Below are 19,207 nucleotides of genomic sequence, written 5' to 3'. Positions count from 1 at the left end.
GGGGTAAACTCGTAAGAGATACTAAGTGGTGGGTAGTTCACTGGTACACTAGAGATACATTAAAACTAAGTAAATTGACTTTTGAAAGTGGGTTTTAAGCAATGAAGAAAATGGCGTTATGCATCGCAAGCTTAAGTTTATTACTGGGGGCTTGCAGCAATAATACTATTGAGAAGAAAGATGAAGTTGTACAGAAAGATACGAAAGAAAAAAGTATGATTCCAAGAACTGCTGTTTCTAAGGATTACTATAGAACTGTTATTCCTTTAAAAGAACAAAAGGTAATTAATACAGTTAATGTTAAGACTAATTCTAAACTAGATTTAGCAGAATATGAAAATGGTTTAATGGATATTGCTTCAAAACAATTCGATACAGAAAATTACGTATTACAATTAAATCAATATATTCCAGAGAAAACAATTGATGAATTAGTTACGAAACAAGCAGTACCAGTTTTGACTAATATTATAGAACAGGACTACTTCGGCAAACAGAATTCAAATGAATTAAGCTTATCTGGTGTTGTTATTGGTTTATCTATGTCTTCAAGTGTATCTAATGAGGAAGCTATTTCTAAAGGTACTGAAGTTGCTAAGGGGCTTGTAGAAGCTATTAATAAAAATGATAAATATAACAAATCACCAATTACGTTTGCTATATTCAAGCAAGAAAGTACAAGTTCTTTAAAGAATGGTACTTATATTGCCAGCGCTACTGTTCAAAAGAACGAGACTAACCTTGGAAATTGGAATACTATTGATGAAAAATCGTATTCGTATCCTTCTCAAGAATTTGAGGGAGCACACGGAGAAGATAAGAAAAAGTTAGATGATTTTTCGGAAGCAATAAAGAAATTCTCTCCAGGAGATTATATCCCTGTTAATGCTAAGATTTCTTATAAGCAAAATAAGATGGATAAATTAAAGATGGATCTTGTCGTTAAATATAATGGTAAGTCAGAATTAATGGCACTCTCTCAAATTGCTGCTCAAAGTATGTTAGAACAATTTCCTAAAGATGCTAAAGTTCAATTACAGATAAAGTCCGAGAATAAAATCGAGGCTGTTATTATAAAAGAGAAGAACAGCGATAAACCGTTTGTTTCTTTCCTATAAAATAAAAAAGACAGTTTTTAAGCTGTCTTTTTTATTTTATAAATTTTCCGCAGTTCAATGAGTTTATGAAAGAATTAAAAGTATTCGGAAGTAAATTATAAAAAGATTTCTTAGTCTATGTAGCCCTTGTCACATAGTTTTTTACAAAAATTGACCTTTTTTGCATAAAAAATACGAAAATACGAGAAAAGAAGCGAATTTTTTCGAAACTTTTGCGGGAAAATATTGTATGACCCTGCGTTTTTATCGTATCATTAGTAAAAGGAAGAACTCGGGACGATTGTTGGCATCTGCAAATAGAGTTGATGTCTTTTTTTCATTCAAGTGAACCGATACATAAAAATAGATAACATAAATAGAAGGAGTGTGCGAAGAGATGAACATAACAATCTATGATGTAGCGCGTGAAGCAAACGTTTCAATGGCTACCGTATCACGTGTTGTGAACGGTAACCCAAATGTAAAGCCTACAACAAGAAAGAAAGTATTAGAAGCAATTGATCTTTTAGGATACCGCCCAAATGCGGTAGCACGTGGACTAGCAAGTAAGAAGACAACTACAGTGGGTGTTATTATTCCTGATATCTCAAATACGTTTTATGCAGAACTTGCTCGTGGAATTGAAGATATCGCAACAATGTACAAATATAACATCATTTTAAGTAACTCTGACCAAAACAAAGAGAAAGAGTTCCACTTATTAAATACGATGCTTGGGAAACAAGTGGACGGGATTGTTTTCATGGGTGAAGATATTACAGATATTCACGTTGAAGAGTTCAAAAAATCTCCAGTACCAATCGTATTAGCAGCGTCATTTGATGAGCAAAATGAAACGTCATCAGTAAATATTGATTATACACAAGCCGCTTACGATGCAATGAAGCATTTTATTGAGCAAGGACATAAACGTATCGGTTTCGTCTCTGGTCCTTTCATTGATAAAGCAGGAAGCGCGAAGAAGTTACAAGGTTATAAAAAAGCTTTAGAAGAAGCAGGTATTTCATATGATGAAAATCTTATAATTGATGGAGATTACACATATGATTCAGGTATAGAAGCGTTTGAAAGACTTTGGAGCATGGATGAAAAGCCAACAGCAATCTTCGTATCTTCTGATGAAATGGCACTAGGTGTAATCCACGCAGCACAAGACGCGGGATTAAACGTACCAACTGATATCGAAGTGCTTGGTTTTGACAACACACGTCTTGCATTAATGGTTCGTCCGCAACTTTCAACAGTTGTACAACCAATGTATGATATCGGTGCAGTAGCAATGCGTCTACTAACGAAATACATGAACAAAGAAAAAGTAGAAGATCACTCAGTTATCTTACCTCACCGTATCCAATTTAGAGATTCAACGAAGTAAGAATAAGGGAGCTCACAGCGATAGCTGTGAGCTCTTATTAGTATTCAGGATAGTATTGTTTAACTACTGTATCGACAGTTTCATTTTTCTTAACATGTAAAAATCTTGCGTACAATTCTGTTCCTGTCTCAAATGACGTATCATTTAATTCAAATACATGTAACACTTTTCGAAACTGCCATGTTACTTGCACATCGTACATATTATCGTACGTATCTTCAGACTGTAGAGCTATCTTTTCACCTAGCTCGTGAGCTTCCTCTAAAGTGTTCGCCTTAACGAGAATGATACTTTCTTCAAAAAGTGTATCGTGATTCTCTTCATAATGTTCATCAATTTTACTAGGATTAGGTTCACCTGAATGAACAGATTCAAATAATAATTTTACAGCGTACATATGAGATCAATCTCCTTATGCTGAATGTTTTACTTTATAAACAATACTCGCGATAAGTGAAGCCGGTATTGTAAATACGTTGCTTTGATAATGGTAATGTATTTGGGATTCTGCATAAGATATTCGCTACAGTTGGGGTTATTCCTTGTTATATGTCACACAAGTGCAAATTTAACTATTATAGGGCAATGTCATGTATAATAGAAAGAAAAGGCTTGTGAGGGGGGAGAAGAGATGATCGTTCTTTGGATAATTACGCTTTGCATGACTGCTATTTTTGCATATATGACGTTAAAACAAAATGGCTTAAAGCGATTTGTTCCAGGAAGTATTCTTGCAGGAATCGCCCTTATCACGTATGTAGTTTCAATTTTTACTGAAAGTATTTCGATAGATTTAAGTACGAGTTTAATGTTTATCGGTATTACACTATTTGCAGGTAGCATTATGGTACTTATGGTTGCAGGTATTATTGCATTTATTCATATGAATTCGGAAACGTTATAGCATATAAAAAAGGCATGTCCCGAGAGGGGCATGCCTTTTGTCCGTTCAATTATGCTCTATCTTTAGAAGAGTTTTGTTGTTTTAGTAAGTCGCGAATTTCGCCAAGAAGAACTTCTTCTTTTGTTGCTTTTTCTTCTTTCTTTTCTTCTTCTCTTTTTAAAGTCATTTTGTTAAAGACTTTAACGAAAATGAAGATTGCAAATGCAACAATTAGGAAGTCAAATATCGTTTGGATAAAGTTACCATATTTAACAGAGGCCTCGCCTACTGTAAATTTTAATCCTGTGAAGTTAATTCCTCCCATTAATAAACCGATTAATGGTGTAATGATATCTTTTACTAAAGAACTAACGATTTTACCGAATGCAGCACCGATTACAACCCCGACAGCTAGATCAATGACGTTTCCCTTTAAAGCGAACTTTTTAAACTCGTTCCACATGTGTCAATCCCATCCTTTCCACGATTCAATATGAAATTTATAATTCCTATCAACATATTCTATAGAAATTTGTGAGAGAAATAAAGAGGAAATGGGAATGAAAGTAAATTCTGAAAAATGTATCCGTTTTAATTTTTGCTTACATCTTCAAGTAGAGATTGCAGCATTTGCTGCGTTTTTAATCCTTCTAATCCATCTACTAGCGGCCTTGTATCTCCGTGTAAACATTCGATAAAATGATGAACAGCATCTTCAAAACCGCGCTGTTTTAACGTCGTATCCCATGATGGTGAACCAATCTGTGAAACTGAATTTTCCTGCTCAACTTCAAATGTGTTCATATTTTTTACGCGAATGATTTTCCCTGTTGTTACAAGTTCAATTTGTTCTAAATTTGTACCAGCATGGCGATGCATCGCCGTAGAAAGTAATAGTCCATTTGAAGTTGTATATGTATGATGTCCGTAAAGAAGTTCGTTCTTGTCATTGATTTGTATCATATTATGAACGACGTTAAGGTCATCGTTAGCTAACCAGCGAGCAGTATCTACAATATGTAAGTAATCATCTAACATAGTAAAGTCATACGTATATGGCCCCACTTTATTTGTACGGTGCTTTTCAATTCGAATCCATGAAATATCATTAGCTTGCTCTTTGGCAGTAACGTACATAGGAACGAAACGGCGATTAAATCCTACCATTAACTTTCGATTATACTTTTCACTCATTTCAACTAGTTTTTCTGCTTGCTCAGTAGTAGCAGCTAGCGGCTTATCAACATAAACATCGATCCCTTTTTTCAAAAGTTCAGAAACGATTTCATAATGTGTAGCAGTTGAACTATGAACGAAGATTGCATCACATTCAGAAGCTAGTGTGTCCATAGAATGAAAGTCTTGAATGCGATATTGCTGGCAAATTTGTTTTCTTTTCTCTGCGTTAGGTGTAAACGCCCCAACAAAGTTCCAATCTGTTTCTTTTGTAAGTGTTGGAAGATAGGCTTTTTGTGCAATACTTCCAAGACCAATCATTCCAATTCGAGGTTTGTTCATTTTTATTCCCACCCTATCAATATTGATGTAACGGGTTAAATGTAGCATAGGGCGGGAGAGGAAGGCAAAAATTAGCTTTTTACTTACGTCCTTTTAGCAAAATTTTCTCTATCTCTTCAAAGTTATGAGCACGGGCATGTTGCAATGGGGTAACACCATCGTTGTCGGGAATGTTTACATCAGCACCATGTTCAATAAGAAGGCGAATGACTTGTTGCTGTGCTTCATCTCCATTACTTAGTACGATGGCTTCCATTAAAGCTGTCCATCCGAGGTTATTTATATGGTTTACATCGATATTTGTTCGAGTAAGGAGTTCTTTTATAACATCAATATAGCCATGTTCTGACGCGGGAATAAGAGCTGTTCCGCCGTAACGATTCGTAAGTGCTGGATCCGCACCAGCATCAATCGTTAGTTTTAAAATGTCCAAGTAACCTTCTGCACCGGCGTATAGAAATGGATTGTTTTTCATATCATCTTGGATATTTACGTCAGCACCAGCGTCGATAAGAGCTTTGGCGGTTTTTATATCATTTTTGTATGTAGCAATCATAAGAGAAGTACGTCCTTTATTGTCCGTTATATTTATGTCAGCCCCTTTTTTGAGTAATGATATAACAGTATTCGTTTCTTGTTTCTCAGTAGCTGTTAGTAGTGCTGTCTCCATGTTTGTCATCTCCTTTTTAACTTCTTGTGCTTGTGAGCATCCTTGTAAAAAAATTACGCAACATATCATGCTTAATGTTTTTTTGAACATGGAATTTCAACCTCCTTTTGTAAGCAATTCGGTATCCTAATTTAAACTGTAAAATAGGAACATTAAATTTTTATAAACTGGTGCTAAAATTACTATAAAATCGCTTGAGTATTTGAACATATATTTTTATGCTTATGAGTAATAAGGATAGATAAAGTGAAACTTTAATCAATGGGGGGGCATCCCCCACTGATTATTAGCCTTCACCAATCGGGCGTTTACGGGCAGCCCGACTCCCACCTAACTTCTTTGCTTCAGGCGAATTTTGAGGTGGGAGTCTTACTGCCCAAAAATAGCGGGGGAAAGTGAGGATTTTAATTATGTCTATTAAAACAAGATTTTTATTTTCTTATATCGCTGTTATTCTCGTTTCCATTACGCTTATATTAGTTACGGGATTTTTAATTGTTTTTTCGATAACTGGTGATTTAGAATCAGTGAAAAATTTCTACAAAAGTTCTTATATTCAAAAGCCACTGACGGCAGAAGAAGAAAATATTTTTCTTGAATTGAAATCGGAGGCTAAACAGAATCAATCGCAATTGTTAGATGAATCGTTCATGTCATCGATCGAAGAGGAGGATGTGAAAATAGTTGTAAGGAAAGGAGAAGCAATTTCATATGCTTCAAAAGTATTTGAAAGCGTAGCTTTAAAAGAAGCTCTTCCAAAGTTTGAAAAGACAAATATCAATAGTCGTGGCACAACGGAACTAAATGGTACATTTTATCGATATGTAAAATTTGATTTTTATTTTCCAGAGAATGAAGAAGGGAGTATATTTGTACTAAAAAAGCAAAGTTCGTTCGTAGATCTTACACAAAAATTATTTCCAATTTTGTTCGTATCGCTCTTACTTTTAGCCATTTTACTTATTGGACTATTAAGTTACTTCGTTTCAAGAAGTGTGATAAAACCAATTTTTGTATTGAAAGATGCGACTGAGAGAATTAAAGAAGGAAATTTAGATTTTCAAATTCCAGCTACATCGCATGATGAAATAGGACAGTTAAACCAAGGATTTGAGGAAATGAGGAAGAAGTTAAAAGGGTCGATTGAGATGCAAACGCAATATGAAGAAAATCGAAAAGAACTTATTTCAAACATCTCTCACGATTTAAAAACACCAATTACATCTATTATAGGCTATGTGGAAGGAATAAAAGATGGGATAGCAAATACGCCGGAAAAAATGGATAAATATTTAACAACCATTCATACGAAAGCAAAACATATGGACACACTCATTGATGAACTCTTTTTGTTTTCGAAGCTCGATTTGAACCGAGTTCCATTTCAGTTTGAAACGATAGAGTTAAATATGTTTATGCAAGATTTAATAGAAGAGATGCAGATGGATTTAAGTGAAGAAGGTATATCTGTATACTTACAATTACAGCATGTATCACCGCTATATGTAATAGCGGATCGTGAAAAAATAAAGAGAGTTATATCGAATTTAATTCATAATAGTGTGAAGTACATGGATAAAGGTGAGAAAAAAATTACCGTTACAGCATCAAGTAATGAAAACAAAGTTATCGTGAAGGTAAAGGATAATGGATCAGGAATAGAATCTGATACACTTCCATATATTTTTGAGCGTTTTTATCGTGCAGAGCAATCACGAAATTCTAGCACAGGTGGAAGTGGACTTGGTTTAGCGATAGCGAAGCAAATTGTTGAAGAACATGGTGGGGAAATTTGGGCAGAAAGTAAGCTTGGAGAAAGCACAAGTATTTTCTTCTCGCTGCAAAAAGTACAGGAATGTGGTGAATGAATTGAAGAGAGTTTTACTAATTGAAGATGAAGTAAGTATTGCAGAATTACAGCGAGATTATTTAGAAATTAATGATTTTCAAGTTGATGTAGAGCATTCTGGAGAAACAGGCTTACAAAGGGCTTTACAGGAAGATTATGACTTAATTATTTTAGATATTATGCTTCCGAAGATGAACGGATTTGAAATTTGTAAACAAATACGCGCTATAAAAGACATTCCTATTTTACTTGTTTCAGCAAAGAAGGAAGATATAGATAAAATTCGCGGACTCGGATTAGGTGCGGATGATTATATAACGAAACCATTTAGTCCAAGTGAGTTAGTCGCGAGAGTAAAAGCACATATTTCTCGTTATGAAAGATTATCAGGAAATATGGTTAAGAAGCGTGATACATTATACATTCACGGGATTTCTATCGATCAGCGAGCGAGGAAAGTTTTTATAAATAATAAAGAAGTTGCGTTTACAACGAAGGAATTTGATTTATTAACATTTTTTGTAATGCATCCAAACCAAGTGTTAAATAAAGAACAGTTATTTGAACGTATTTGGGGATTAGACTCAGCTGGTGATTTAGCGACGGTTGTTGTTCATATTAGAAAGTTACGTGAAAAAATTGAAAGAGATCCTGCTCATCCGCAATATATTGAAACAGTGTGGGGAGCTGGTTATCGCTTTAATGTGTAGTGAACCTGTTAAATTGTTGATAGGTTTTTTTATTGAAAAAAATGAGATTAAAAATATATTATCTTTATTTTATCTTTTTTTAATAATTTATTTATAGGCAATTTATACCCGCTATTTATTATAAATATCATAGGAAACAATGAAGATATTAATCATAAATTTGGAGGGTATAAAGATGAAAAAAATGAAATTTTTAGTACCAGCAGTAATTGGATTTACAGTACTTGTAACAGGGTGCGCGCAAGGTGAAACGAAGGCGGAATCAAAACAAGAAACGAAGCAAGAGGCGAAAAAAGAGAAGAAAAAACAACAAGCACAAATTACGAAATTAGAGCCATTAAATGCGATGACATTGCAACTAACGTTTGCTAAACCGTTATCAGAAGAAGAAGTGAAATTAGAAAACTTAGATGCTATTAAGAAAAACTTCGTGTTTAGTAATGGCCTGGAAATTGTGAATGTACCGAGACTAAAAACAGGGGCAACGAGTACATATATCGTACCTGTAAAGGTGCAAAAACCAGGTGAAAAATATACGTTAAGTTATAAGGGTGGTAAAAAAGAAAAGTTTGAAGGAAGTTCGGAAAAGATTAATGTTCGCCAAGCGAAGCAAGTGACAAATGATACGTTTGAAATTGAATCATTTTTAGAAGATGGTGTGGTAGATTATGCAAATATTATTGAAGCGTATAAAGCAGGAAGAGGTAATCAAGCATTCCAATTAGATGAAGAAAATAAAGATAAAGATGGTAAACAATATCAAATCATTTCTTCACTTCGTGATAGAAAACTAACGATTACAGCAAGTTCAGGTGAGAAAATTGAAGTTGGATATGTTCCGTTTACACAAGCAGCAGATGGTAGACAAGCGCCTAAATTCCGCTTACCTGCAGGGCAAACGTTGAAACCAGGAACAGAGTACACAATTACGTCTGACTGGGTAACCGTTAAAAATCCGAAATTTACTGCTTCAGCTATTGCGCCATTAGTCATTCAAAGTGCAGAAGCAATAGACAATAAATCTATTCAAGTTACATTAGATAAAGATCCGAGCATGGAACTCTTTGCTGGTAGAAAAGTAGAGTTGCAAAGTGAAGATGGAAAGAAAGTAGAAGCACAATATCGCTTCAGCTCTCGAAAAGGTACAGTAGGAATCTTCGACTTACAAAATGGTGCAACTCTGCAGCAAGGAATGAAGTATATAGTTGTGCCGATGGGAGGTTGGGCGACTGGGGAACAAGTTACATTTGTAGGGAAGTAAAATATGAAAAAAGTAGCAGGTTTAGTGCATGCTACTTTTTTTGTGTAACGATTTATAAAATTTTTGAGTAGTAGAAGTAAATAAGGCGACTTCTTCTAAAAAAGAATAATGGTTACTGTCCTCAAATGGCACAAAAATAGAATTGCGTATCCCCTCATGCATTTCAATAGAATATTGAATCGGGCACTGCACATCATGTCTTCCGCAAATAATAAGCGTCTTTGTATGGATAGAAGGTAAGTACTTTCTTAAATCAAATAACGGATATTCATAAGAGAAAGCGTTCATCCGGCTAGCGGACATTGTTTTTTGGATTGGTTTACAAAAATAAGAGTTGTAGTTTTCAGGTTTATACAATGATAATTTAGTTCTCTTAGTAGATAATTCTTTTCGTTCTGCATTTGTAAGATGAGGGCTTTTCAAGTTTTCGATGAGTTCTTGCATATAATGAAACTGTGGATGTTCTGGATGATAAATACAAAATGGTGTTTCGGTATAGTTGCTTGCTGCGGCTCCGGCCATGACTAATGATTGCAAGGAAGTTGGATATGTAATGGCATATAAAAGTCCAAGCATACCGCCTGTTGAATGACCAGCCAAATGCCATGTGGGAAATTGTAAAGATTCTCGTATCGCTTCTAAGTCGTGAATCGTTTCGATCATACGTAATTCATTTTCTGACCGGGCTTTTACAGAGTTACCAGCGTCTCGTAAATTAATAAGGAATACACGATGTGTGGAAGTGTAAACATCCGCAAAATAATCACCTGTATTATTAAACTGTGAATAATGATGTGTAATGCAAAGTGGTTCGCCATTGCCTTTTGTAAAGAGTTCAAATGTGCCACGTTTCGTGTTAATTATTTGTTGTTTCCACATAATATCACTCCCTTGTCTTATAAAAGTTGGACCAGTCCATTAGTAACTGAAAATATATCAGCGATTTTTCGATTATATCGACCGCAACTCGAAATATATCAGCGATTATCAAAATATATCGACCGCAACTCAAAATATATCAGCGATTATTAAAATATATCGACTTACCGACAGAAACCGACAATAAATAAAAGGAGGCTGTTCAAAAAGCGAGCCTCCTTTCTGCTTAGTACAAAGATTTTGTCATATTATTCCGAATAATTTCGAGAGATTTCGCTACAGTTAATGTGTTTTTTTCTTCGATTTCTGGTTTTCTAGGGATAGGTTGATACATGTTGTCTGGATCTTCCCATGTGAGGGGAAGTTCTGTTTCTGCTTGTCCTTTCCAAGCGTCAATCCATTCTGGAGGGAGATAACCTGAGATGTTTTGGATGTTGTTCATTTCGAGCCAAATGAGTGCCCAGGCTCTTGGGACGACGCGCCAGTGGTCGTAGCCACCGCCGCCGACGGCAATCCAGCGACCATTGCAATATTCATTAGCGATTTCACGAGCGAGTTTCGGTATTTCACGATAAATGTTCATCGTTGCGCAAAGGTGTGTGAGTGGATCGTAATAATGAGCGTCAGCACCATTTTGCGTTAAAATAATATCCGGTTTAAAGTACTCTGCAACTTCTTTTACAACAGTTCGATATGAATCTAAAAATGATTCGTCTTCTGTAAAAGCATCGAGTGGAACGTTAAAAGAATAACTATATCCATTTCCTTGTCCACGTTCATTTACTGCGCCAGTTCCAGGGAATAAATAACGCCCAGTTTCATGTAATGAAATGGTGCACACGTTAGGATCGTCATAAAAAGACCATTGTACCCCGTCACCGTGATGAGCATCCGTATCAATATATAAAACGCGTAAACCGTATTTCTTCTGAATGTATTTCATTGCGATAGAGCTATCATTATAAATGCAAAAGCCAGATGCTTTACCACGAAAGCCATGATGTAAGCCGCCGCCTAAATTGAGGGCGTGCTTTACTTTCCCGGAAAGAACAGCATCGACAGCTGTTAACGTACCGCCAACGAGTAATGCACTTGCTTCATGCATATTTGGAAACATCGGTGTATCTTCTGTTCCGAGCCCATATGTCATCGCAATTGATTTTTCTAACTTTCCTTCTCCAGCAAGTTTTACCGCATTTATGTACTCCTCTGTATGAATGAATGCAATTTCCTCATCCGTAGCCATTCTTGGCGAGATGACTTGAGAAGGGGAGATAAAACCACTCTTTTGTAATAAATCATACGTAAGTGTGACGCGTAGTTGGTTAAAAGGATGATCAGGGCTAAAAGAATAGCCCCGAAAATCATCCGAATAAATGAAGGCGCTGCTCATGCTTGCATCCCCATTATGTTTGGCCATAATACGCGGTAGCCCTCTGCTTCAAGTGCATCAATCACTTTTAGAGGATTCATCGTTTGAATGCGGAAAACAAGTACTTTATCATTCTCGTCTTTTGCTGGATAGACGAGAACGCTCACAATATTAATTTGTAAATTGCTAAAAATAGCAACTACTTTTCCGAGAATACCAGGTTCATTCTTCACTTGAATTTCAATTTGTGAACTAGGCTGATGTGCTCCTGTTAATTTCACTAATGTGTGCAGTACTGTAGATTCGGAAATAATGCCTACTAGCTTTCCGGCCTTTGTAACAGGGAGACAGCCAATTTTATTTTCAAAAAATAAAGTAGCAATTTCCTCAACGAAATCAAGAGGATGGCAAGTCATGACAGGGTGTTTCATAATAAGTTCGAGCGGTTGCTGTAGCATATCGAGTGAAACTTGTTCATCAAGAATTGATGGACTTGCATCTCTTACATCCCGGTCAGAAATAATGCCTACTACGTGATTATTTTGATCGACAATTGGAATGTGCCGAATACCTTTCGTACGTATTGTTCGGATTGCTGTTTCGATTGTGTCATCTGGTTGCAATGTTACTACATTTTGATTCATAATTTCTTCTACAATCATTCCAGTTGCCCCCTTTATTAATACATAAAACGATTGTGAAAACGTAGACGATCGAATGCTTGAATGGAATCCGTATCGACGCGCTTACCGATGCGAACCATTAAACAGTTAGCGGGGTGTGAACAAATTTCAGGATCGTCTGTAGCCATCCATTGTAAACCACCGGCATTCATCATTTTTTCCATTACTTTTCGGTATTCCCAAACATTTAAGCCTGTTTGTTTTAAATCCCAGTGCCAATAATATTCAGTCGTTAATATAATGTAATCTTCCATATGATCGTCCATCATTGAAACTTCTAATAAGTTTTTTCCGACAGAGCAACCGCGAAAGGCTGGGACAACTTCAATCGCCCCCAGTTCAATTAAGTTTTCAATCTTTCCTTCTGACCATCGCTCGAGCGGATCAGGATATAAGTATGTAACATATCCAACGATCGTTTGGTCATGTCTAGCAATAATGAGACGAGCTTCTGGCAATTTAGAAATTTCGACAATTGCTTTATATTGCTGCTCGGCAGGACGAAACGCAATTAAGTCTGGATGAAATTCATACATTTCAAGATTATGTGTAGAGACAGGACCTTCAATAATTAAAGTACCTTTCGCTGTTTTTAAGTTTCTGGCATTATATATTTTTTTATGAATCAATTTATTGCTCACCACCTTGAGGGTTTGTGAATCTATTAATATCGTACTTTATAATATATGCGATGTGAATCGAATTTTGTCATTAAAAATTTGTCTAAAAATCAACAAAAATACTGAAAATTTTAAATAATGTCATTATAATAGATAATAGAATACATAGGAGGGGGATGTAAAGTATGAAAGTGGAAACGCTTCCTGTCATTAAAGGAGAAAATAATTTGCCGAATTATGAAGAGGCATACGCGAATTTTAACTGGGAAGAGGTTAATAAAAATTTTACTTGGAATGAAACAGGACGAGTAAATATGGCGTATGAGGCAATTGATAAGCATGCGAAATCAGATCGAAAGAATAAAGTAGCACTTTATTATCAAGATGGATCGCGAAAAGAGAAATATACGTTTAAGGAAATGAAGGATTTTTCTAATAAAGCAGGAAATGTCCTGAAAAACTATGGCGATGTTGAGAAAGGCGATCGCGTTTTTATTTTTATGCCGCGTTCCCCAGAATTATATTTCGCGCTTCTTGGTGCAGTGAAATTAGGGGCAATTGTTGGACCATTATTTGAAGCATTTATGGAAGGCGCAGTTCGCGATCGTTTAGAAGATAGCGAAGCGAAGGTGTTAATTACAACTCCTGAATTGTTAGAGCGCATACCATTAAATGATTTACCTGCTTTAAAAACAGTCTTCCTTGTTGGAGACAATGCAGAAGAAGGCGGTAAAACTGTAGCGTTCAATCCTTTATTTGAACAAGCTTCAAAAGAATTACATATCGAATGGTTAGGCCGTGAAGACGGTTTAATTCTACATTACACATCTGGTTCTACTGGTAAGCCAAAAGGCGTCCTCCATGCGCAAAACGCAATGGTTCAGCACTATCAAACAGCGAAATGGGTATTAGATTTAAAAGAAGATGATGTATATTGGTGTACAGCTGACCCAGGCTGGGTAACTGGAACAGCTTACGGTATTTTTGCACCGTGGTTAGTGGGAGCATCAAATGTTATTTTAGGCGGGAGATTTAGTCCAGAGGCATGGTATGAAGCATTGCAAGATTACGGTGTAACAGTTTGGTATAGTGCACCGACAGCGTTCCGTATGTTAATGGGAGCTGGACAAGACGCAATTAAAAAATATGATTTATCACAAGTGCGTCACGTATTAAGTGTTGGTGAGCCATTAAATCCAGAAGTAATTCGCTGGGGTATGAGCGCATTTGGACTTCGTATTCATGATACGTGGTGGATGACAGAAACAGGCGGACAAGTTATTTGTAACTATCCTTGTATGGAAATCCGTCCAGGTTCAATGGGGAAACCAATTCCGGGTGTGAAAGCAGCGATTGTTGATAATGAAGGAAATGAAGTGCCTCCATATACAATGGGGAACTTAGCGATTGGTAAAGGTTGGCCAGCTATGATGCGTGGAATCTGGAATAACCCACAAAAATATGATTCTTACTTCATGCCGGGAGATTGGTACGTATCAGGTGACTCAGCTTATATGGACGAAGATGGATACTTCTGGTTCCAAGGACGTATTGACGATGTAATTATGACGTCAGGTGAGCGTGTTGGTCCGTTTGAAGTAGAAAGTAAATTAATCGAGCATGCTGCTGTAGCAGAAGCTGGTGTAATTGGTATTCCTGATCCAGTACGCGGGGAAATCATTAAAGCATTTATCGCGCTTCGCGTGGGATACGAACCATCTGATGAATTAAAAGAAGAGATTCGTCAATTTGTGAAAAAAGGCCTAGCAGCTCATGCGGCGCCAAGACAAATTGAATTTAGAGATAAATTACCGAAAACGAGAAGTGGTAAAATTATGCGCCGCGTATTAAAAGCGTGGGAATTAAACTTACCAACAGGCGATTTATCGACGATGGAAGATTAAGAGAGAAAGGTCTGAACGAAATGACGTTCAGACCTTTCTTTTTTTATGGTATCATAAACTTATGTATATAAGTTAAAGGGGATAGTATGATGAAAACAGAAAAAGAAAAGATGATACAAGGAGAAATGTACATACCAGCTGATCCGGTTTTAGTACAAGAGAGGGAGCAAGCTCGTATATTAACAAGAAAGTTAAATGAAACATCAGAAGTAAAATTAGAAGAACGTAGTGCAATCGTAAAAGAATTATTCGGAACGACTGGAGATAACATTCATATTGAATCTTCTTTTAGATGCGATTATGGCTATAACATTCATGTCGGTGAAAATTTTTATGCGAACTTTGACTGCACCATTTTAGACGTATGCCCAGTTACAATCGGAGTAAACTGTATGTTAGCTCCAGGAGTTCACATTTATACAGCAACGCACCCACTTGATCCGGTGGAGCGCATAAGCGGATCAGAGTACGGAAAACCAGTAACAATTGGCGATAACGTATGGATTGGCGGAAGAGCGATTATTAATCCGGGCGTAACAATTGGACATAATGCAGTCATTGCATCTGGAGCTGTTGTAACGAAAGATGTACCGGATAATGTAGTAGTGGGCGGGAATCCTGCAAAAATTATTAAAAAAATAAAATAATATTTGAACGTAGTGCCTTCCTCGTCTGTATACATTTATGAAAGAATAGATGAGGGAGGCTTTTATATGTCTAATAAGTTACTTCTTACTTTTGCTTTAATTGGAATTATAGTCGTATTTTCTTGTGGTCTGTTATTACCGATGCCGATTGGATTTAAAGTTTCAATGATTACAGCTGGAGTTATGATGATTGTTATGTTTTCAATCCTTATTCCGTTTGATAAGAAGTATATTGTACGAAAAAATGGAAATAAAATTGATTTTACAAAAACAAAAGTGTATTTTCGCTGGAATGTATTTGATACTATCTCGGCCAGTCTTGCAGTGTATGCATGCATATGTGTGCAAGCATTAAACATTTTAGTTTCAACCGGCCATACAATTCAAAACCCATATGTTCAATTTTTTACGAATCAATCACAAGTGTGGATTATTGTCGCAAGTGTATATTTAATTTCCCGAATTTCATTAACGTTAAAAGGAATAAAGGAGATCAAAAATCATGGCGCAGATTGGGATTGAGGAGGAGCTCATGCTTGCGTATCAAAATGGAGATAAGCAAGCGGGAGAAAAACTATATGTTTTAATCAAGCCAGCGCTATATACATTTTTGTATCGATTTAATCGTGATGAACAATTAAGTATCGACCTTGTGCAAGATACATTTTTGACGTTAGAACGAAAGAAACATATGTATGAAATCGAAAAGGGAAAAATAAAAACGTATTTATTTCAAATCGGTTATCGTCTTATGATTAATAAATTAAATAGAAGAAAAAAGTGGCGTTCGCTCTTACCGTTTTTAGTACCGATTCAAGAAAAGGAATTTTCCCACGAAGATCGGCTCACGGTAAGAGAAGCAATTTTGAAAGTTCCTGAAGAGCAAAGAGCGGTCCTGATTCTTTCTTATTATCATGATATGCAGCAAAAAGAGATTGCAGATGTATTAAATATTCCTATTGGAACAGTGAAGTCGAGACTCCATAATGGGATAAAGAAATTGAAACAATTGCTGGAGGTGGATGAAATTGAGCGAAAATCCCTTTAAGAATGAATATAAATTAAAGCAGCATTTAGATAGTGACCACGTAGAAATACCGGATTTTCCGAAAACGGTAAGTCGCTTCGATCGATTACTTGGATTTCTTGCTTCTCCAGCGAAAGATCCTGTGGAGGCGACGATTGGGAATGATTTATCGGTTGTGTTTCATGTATCGTTATTAGTTGGTGTGCCAGTTCTTTCTCTTATTACGATACTCCTTGCGACGTTGTAAAGGATTGGGAAGGAGAGAAACCCTACCTCTATTTGACACGCCTATATAAATGATGGTATAAAGAAAAGTATATGAATAATTGAGCGTGGAAAGGGAGAAGTAGTGATCATTTCCCTGTTTTAGAGAGCTGATGGTCGGTGAAAATCAGCACATAGATGATCGCGAATTACGCCCCTAGAGCATCTTTTTTCGATTGAGTTATATTCAAAAGGGAAAAGACGGTGCTAAGCCGTTATGTAAATAAGGTGGTAGGCTTTTTTGTCTGCAACTAGGGTGGTAACGCGATGATCAAAATCGTCCCTTATTTGAAGGGGCGATTTTTTTATGTTTTCAACCTTCACGCCAGTAATGAACTTAAAGGAGAGTATGTAGGATATGGGTATTTTACAAGATCTTGAATTTCGCGGGCTAATTAATCAGCAAACAGATGCTGAGGGATTAGAGCAATTATTAGAAAAAGAAAGCGTTAAATTATACTGTGGTTTCGACCCGACAGCGGATAGCTTACATATTGGTCATATGTTACCAGTATTAATGTTACGTCGTTTCCAATTAGCTGGTCACCAACCAATCGCACTTGTTGGTGGTGGTACTGGTATGATCGGTGACCCAAGTGGTAAAAAAGCAGAGCGTACATTAAATACGAAAGATACAGTTGCTTACTACACGGAAAGCATTAAAAACCAACTTTCAAACTTCTTAGAGTTTGAAAATGTGGACAACCCAGCAACGATGGCTAACAACTATGACTGGCTTGGTAACTTAGATGTAATTACATTCTTACGCGATATCGGTAAAAACTTCGGTTTAAACTATATGTTAGCAAAAGATACAGTAGCATCTCGTTTAGAAACTGGTATTTCATTTACTGAGTTTAGTTACATGATTTTACAATCATACGACTTCTTAAACTTATACCAACAACACAATTGCCGTCTTCAAATCGGTGGTAGTGATCAATGGGGTAACATTACAGCTGGTCTTGAATTAATCCGTAAATCAGAAGAAGATGCGAAAGCATTCGGTTTAACAATTCCACTAGTTACAAAATCTGACGGTACGAAGTTTGGTAAAACAGAGGGCGGCGCAATTTGGTTAGACCCAGAGAAAACAACTCCTTACGAGTTCTACCAATTCTGGATCAATACAGATGACCGCGATGTAGTTAAATACTTAAAATACTTCACATTCTTATCTCATGAAGAAATTCTTGAGCTTGAGAAGCAAGTAACTGAAGCACCAGAAAAACGTGCAGCACAAAAATCATTAGGATCTGAAATGACAAAACTTGTTCACGGCGAAGAAGCGTTAGAGCAAGCAATTAAAATTTCAGCTGCATTATTCAGTGGCTCAGTAGCAGAACTTACTGCAAGCGAAATCGAACAAGGATTCAAAGACGTACCATCTGTAGAACGTACTGCAGAAGATACAGTATTAATCGACTTACTTGTAGAAAGCAAAATCTCTCCATCTAAACGTCAAGCACGTGAAGATGTAACGAACGGTGCAATCTACGTAAACGGTGAGCGTACACAAGCATTAGACTATGTTGTAACAGAAAACGACCGCATCGAAGGTAAATTCACAATCATTCGCCGCGGTAAGAAGAAATATTTCTTAATTCGTTACTAATCAGAAACGAATGTAAAACAAATAGTACCCCGAATGGAAGGCTGAAAAGTTTATCGTTCGGGGTTTTTATGTATGCATTTAAATTGCCTCATGATTTCTTTTAAATAGAATATGAAGAATTAATATGAGCATATAAAGTAAGCTAATTAGCATAACAACAAATGCTGCGGGATAAAATTTTGCCGCATATATAAAGAAATCGATTTGATAAATATCTTCATAATTTGAAACGGTGCCTTTAAAGTAATTCGTAAACTTAGCACTATACTTCCATTCATCAGGATAATCTATCAAATTACTCCCCTGATACCAACTCATAAGTGCGGAAGTAATAAACAGCATACATGCACTACCCAATTGAACCATTTGGTTTATTGTCAAAACGAATCGACCTCCTATTTTATGGTTATTATAGCGTGCATTCGTATTCCTGTAACCTTTTTGTTGTAATCTCCTTTTCGAGTTCATACGGAAATCACATGTAAGCGGTATGATAAACGTATAACAAATAGAAAGGAGTGGTAAAACAAAATGTCACTAGAAGCGTTGATTATTTTTTCTTTGCTAAATGCGGGTCAGCTTGCAGAGAACACGAAGGTTGATATACATAAAGAGCAGAAAGATGCTTATGTATATGTTCAAAAAGAGGAAAATAAATAACTTTATTTTATATATAAAAATGAAGGCTGTTTGAAGTAACTGTTTAGTTGCTTTAAACAGTCTTTTTTAGCTAGAAAGAATAAATCTGTCTAAGGACGTCGTCGATAAATCAAAGAGAAAATGTCGTTATTATATGCGTAGTTTTAACTGTA

The 19,207-nt window shown here is 36.2% G+C and carries 22 protein-coding genes, 1 pseudogene and 1 other annotated feature; of the genes and pseudogenes, 13 read left to right on the top strand and 10 right to left on the bottom strand.

Annotated elements, in window-relative coordinates:
• Positions 1 to 101 precede the first annotated feature (101 nt).
• Both JTF23_RS08380 and ccpA read left to right on the top strand, forming a co-directional pair.
• Complete coding sequence (locus tag JTF23_RS08380) at positions 102 to 1,118, top strand: CamS family sex pheromone protein (protein WP_204208492.1); 1,017 nt, start codon at positions 102 to 104, stop codon at positions 1,116 to 1,118.
• A gap of 376 nt (positions 1,119 to 1,494) precedes the next feature.
• Positions 1,495 to 2,493, top strand: coding sequence for a catabolite control protein A (gene ccpA, locus JTF23_RS08375; protein WP_204208491.1), 999 nt, complete (start codon positions 1,495 to 1,497; stop codon positions 2,491 to 2,493).
• Between the two features lie 37 nt (positions 2,494 to 2,530).
• On the opposite strand, the gene JTF23_RS08370 is transcribed toward ccpA, so the two are convergent.
• Both JTF23_RS08370 and JTF23_RS08365 read right to left on the bottom strand, forming a co-directional pair.
• Positions 2,531 to 2,890 carry a DUF4288 domain-containing protein gene (locus JTF23_RS08370; RefSeq protein ID WP_098988711.1) on the bottom strand — a complete coding sequence of 120 codons (360 nt, stop codon included), beginning with the start codon at positions 2,888 to 2,890 and terminating at the stop codon, positions 2,531 to 2,533.
• A gap of 15 nt (positions 2,891 to 2,905) precedes the next feature.
• Positions 2,906 to 3,013 (bottom strand): annotated as a pseudogene (locus tag JTF23_RS08365) (DUF3949 domain-containing protein); the annotation flags it as partial.
• Between the two features lie 111 nt (positions 3,014 to 3,124).
• Here JTF23_RS08365 and JTF23_RS08360 point away from each other — a divergent pair.
• Positions 3,125 to 3,397: a DUF3917 domain-containing protein gene (locus JTF23_RS08360; RefSeq protein ID WP_002199128.1), complete on the top strand. Its 273-nt coding sequence runs from the start codon at positions 3,125 to 3,127 to the stop codon at positions 3,395 to 3,397.
• Positions 3,398 to 3,446: 49 nt separating this feature from the next.
• Here the strand turns inward: JTF23_RS08360 and mscL are convergent, their stop codons facing one another.
• The 3 genes from mscL to JTF23_RS08345 all read right to left on the bottom strand — a co-directional run bounded on the left by mscL (position 3,447) and on the right by JTF23_RS08345 (position 5,654).
• A complete protein-coding gene (mscL, locus tag JTF23_RS08355) occupies positions 3,447 to 3,839 on the bottom strand; it encodes a large conductance mechanosensitive channel protein MscL (protein ID WP_016106367.1) in 393 nt (130 codons plus the stop codon).
• Between the two features lie 128 nt (positions 3,840 to 3,967).
• Positions 3,968 to 4,894 carry a Gfo/Idh/MocA family protein gene (locus JTF23_RS08350; protein WP_204208490.1) on the bottom strand — a complete coding sequence of 309 codons (927 nt, stop codon included), beginning with the start codon at positions 4,892 to 4,894 and terminating at the stop codon, positions 3,968 to 3,970.
• 79 nt (positions 4,895 to 4,973) lie between these two features.
• Positions 4,974 to 5,654 (bottom strand): ankyrin repeat domain-containing protein, encoded by a 681-nt coding sequence (locus JTF23_RS08345; RefSeq protein ID WP_204208489.1) that lies wholly within the window; start codon positions 5,652 to 5,654, stop codon positions 4,974 to 4,976.
• 320 nt (positions 5,655 to 5,974) lie between these two features.
• Here JTF23_RS08345 and JTF23_RS08340 point away from each other — a divergent pair, with 320 nt between their 5' ends.
• From JTF23_RS08340 to JTF23_RS08330, 3 genes are all read left to right on the top strand, one after another.
• On the top strand, positions 5,975 to 7,432 hold the full coding sequence (locus JTF23_RS08340; protein ID WP_002112299.1) for a sensor histidine kinase: 1,458 nt from the start codon (positions 5,975 to 5,977) through the stop codon (positions 7,430 to 7,432).
• A 1-nt stretch (position 7,433) separates the two neighbouring features.
• The gene (locus tag JTF23_RS08335) at positions 7,434 to 8,123 is read left to right on the top strand and encodes a response regulator transcription factor (protein WP_033710726.1); all 690 of its coding nucleotides are present in this window, start codon (positions 7,434 to 7,436) and stop codon (positions 8,121 to 8,123) included.
• 175 nt (positions 8,124 to 8,298) lie between these two features.
• A complete protein-coding gene (locus tag JTF23_RS08330; protein WP_204208488.1) occupies positions 8,299 to 9,384 on the top strand; it encodes a hypothetical protein in 1,086 nt (361 codons plus the stop codon).
• A 21-nt stretch (positions 9,385 to 9,405) separates the two neighbouring features.
• Here the strand turns inward: JTF23_RS08330 and JTF23_RS08325 are convergent, their stop codons facing one another.
• The 4 genes from JTF23_RS08325 to acuA form a co-directional block, all read right to left on the bottom strand.
• Positions 9,406 to 10,263 (bottom strand): alpha/beta fold hydrolase, encoded by an 858-nt coding sequence (locus JTF23_RS08325; protein WP_213020016.1) that lies wholly within the window; start codon positions 10,261 to 10,263, stop codon positions 9,406 to 9,408.
• 226 nt (positions 10,264 to 10,489) lie between these two features.
• Positions 10,490 to 11,656 carry an acetoin utilization protein AcuC gene (gene acuC / locus JTF23_RS08320; protein WP_016106362.1) on the bottom strand — a complete coding sequence of 389 codons (1,167 nt, stop codon included), beginning with the start codon at positions 11,654 to 11,656 and terminating at the stop codon, positions 10,490 to 10,492.
• Positions 11,653 to 12,297, bottom strand: a complete 645-nt coding sequence (locus tag JTF23_RS08315) for an acetoin utilization AcuB family protein (protein WP_131232635.1) — start codon at positions 12,295 to 12,297, stop codon at positions 11,653 to 11,655. Before JTF23_RS08315 ends, acuC begins: the two co-directional genes overlap by 4 nt.
• A 17-nt stretch (positions 12,298 to 12,314) precedes the next feature.
• Positions 12,315 to 12,947 (bottom strand): acetoin utilization protein acetyltransferase AcuA, encoded by a 633-nt coding sequence (acuA, locus tag JTF23_RS08310; protein ID WP_002112293.1) that lies wholly within the window; start codon positions 12,945 to 12,947, stop codon positions 12,315 to 12,317.
• 176 nt (positions 12,948 to 13,123) lie between these two features.
• Between acuA and acsA the strand changes: the two genes are divergently transcribed.
• The 6 genes from acsA (at position 13,124) to tyrS (ending at position 18,395) form a co-directional block, all read left to right on the top strand.
• On the top strand, positions 13,124 to 14,842 hold the full coding sequence (acsA, locus tag JTF23_RS08305) for an acetate--CoA ligase (protein ID WP_002067621.1): 1,719 nt from the start codon (positions 13,124 to 13,126) through the stop codon (positions 14,840 to 14,842).
• 89 nt (positions 14,843 to 14,931) lie between these two features.
• Positions 14,932 to 15,489 carry a maltose acetyltransferase domain-containing protein gene (locus JTF23_RS08300; protein WP_204208487.1) on the top strand — a complete coding sequence of 186 codons (558 nt, stop codon included), beginning with the start codon at positions 14,932 to 14,934 and terminating at the stop codon, positions 15,487 to 15,489.
• A gap of 66 nt (positions 15,490 to 15,555) precedes the next feature.
• On the top strand, positions 15,556 to 16,011 hold the full coding sequence (locus JTF23_RS08295; protein WP_204208486.1) for a hypothetical protein: 456 nt from the start codon (positions 15,556 to 15,558) through the stop codon (positions 16,009 to 16,011).
• Entirely contained in the window at positions 15,992 to 16,537 is a 546-nt protein-coding gene (locus tag JTF23_RS08290; protein WP_199708921.1) for an RNA polymerase sigma factor, read from the top strand. Before JTF23_RS08295 ends, JTF23_RS08290 begins: the two co-directional genes overlap by 20 nt.
• Entirely contained in the window at positions 16,518 to 16,763 is a 246-nt protein-coding gene (locus tag JTF23_RS08285) for a hypothetical protein (RefSeq protein WP_002160222.1), read from the top strand. Before JTF23_RS08290 ends, JTF23_RS08285 begins: the two co-directional genes overlap by 20 nt.
• A 77-nt stretch (positions 16,764 to 16,840) precedes the next feature.
• Positions 16,841 to 17,068: a binding site (T-box leader), on the top strand.
• A gap of 70 nt (positions 17,069 to 17,138) precedes the next feature.
• Positions 17,139 to 18,395, top strand: coding sequence for a tyrosine--tRNA ligase (gene tyrS, locus JTF23_RS08280; protein ID WP_002034349.1), 1,257 nt, complete (start codon positions 17,139 to 17,141; stop codon positions 18,393 to 18,395).
• Between the two features lie 78 nt (positions 18,396 to 18,473).
• On the opposite strand, the gene JTF23_RS08275 is transcribed toward tyrS, so the two are convergent.
• On the bottom strand, positions 18,474 to 18,776 hold the full coding sequence (locus tag JTF23_RS08275) for a YjdJ family protein (protein WP_252188002.1): 303 nt from the start codon (positions 18,774 to 18,776) through the stop codon (positions 18,474 to 18,476).
• Between the two features lie 150 nt (positions 18,777 to 18,926).
• Here JTF23_RS08275 and JTF23_RS08270 point away from each other — a divergent pair, with 150 nt between their 5' ends.
• Entirely contained in the window at positions 18,927 to 19,055 is a 129-nt protein-coding gene (locus JTF23_RS08270) for a hypothetical protein (RefSeq protein WP_002112286.1), read from the top strand.
• The last annotated feature ends 152 nt before the right edge of the window (positions 19,056 to 19,207 follow it).

The sequence above is a fragment of the Bacillus sp. RIT 809 genome (genome assembly GCF_016892495.1).
Lineage (GTDB): Bacteria > Bacillota > Bacilli > Bacillales > Bacillaceae_G > Bacillus_A > Bacillus_A cereus_U.
This window is presented reverse-complemented; position numbering and strand designations above follow the sequence as displayed.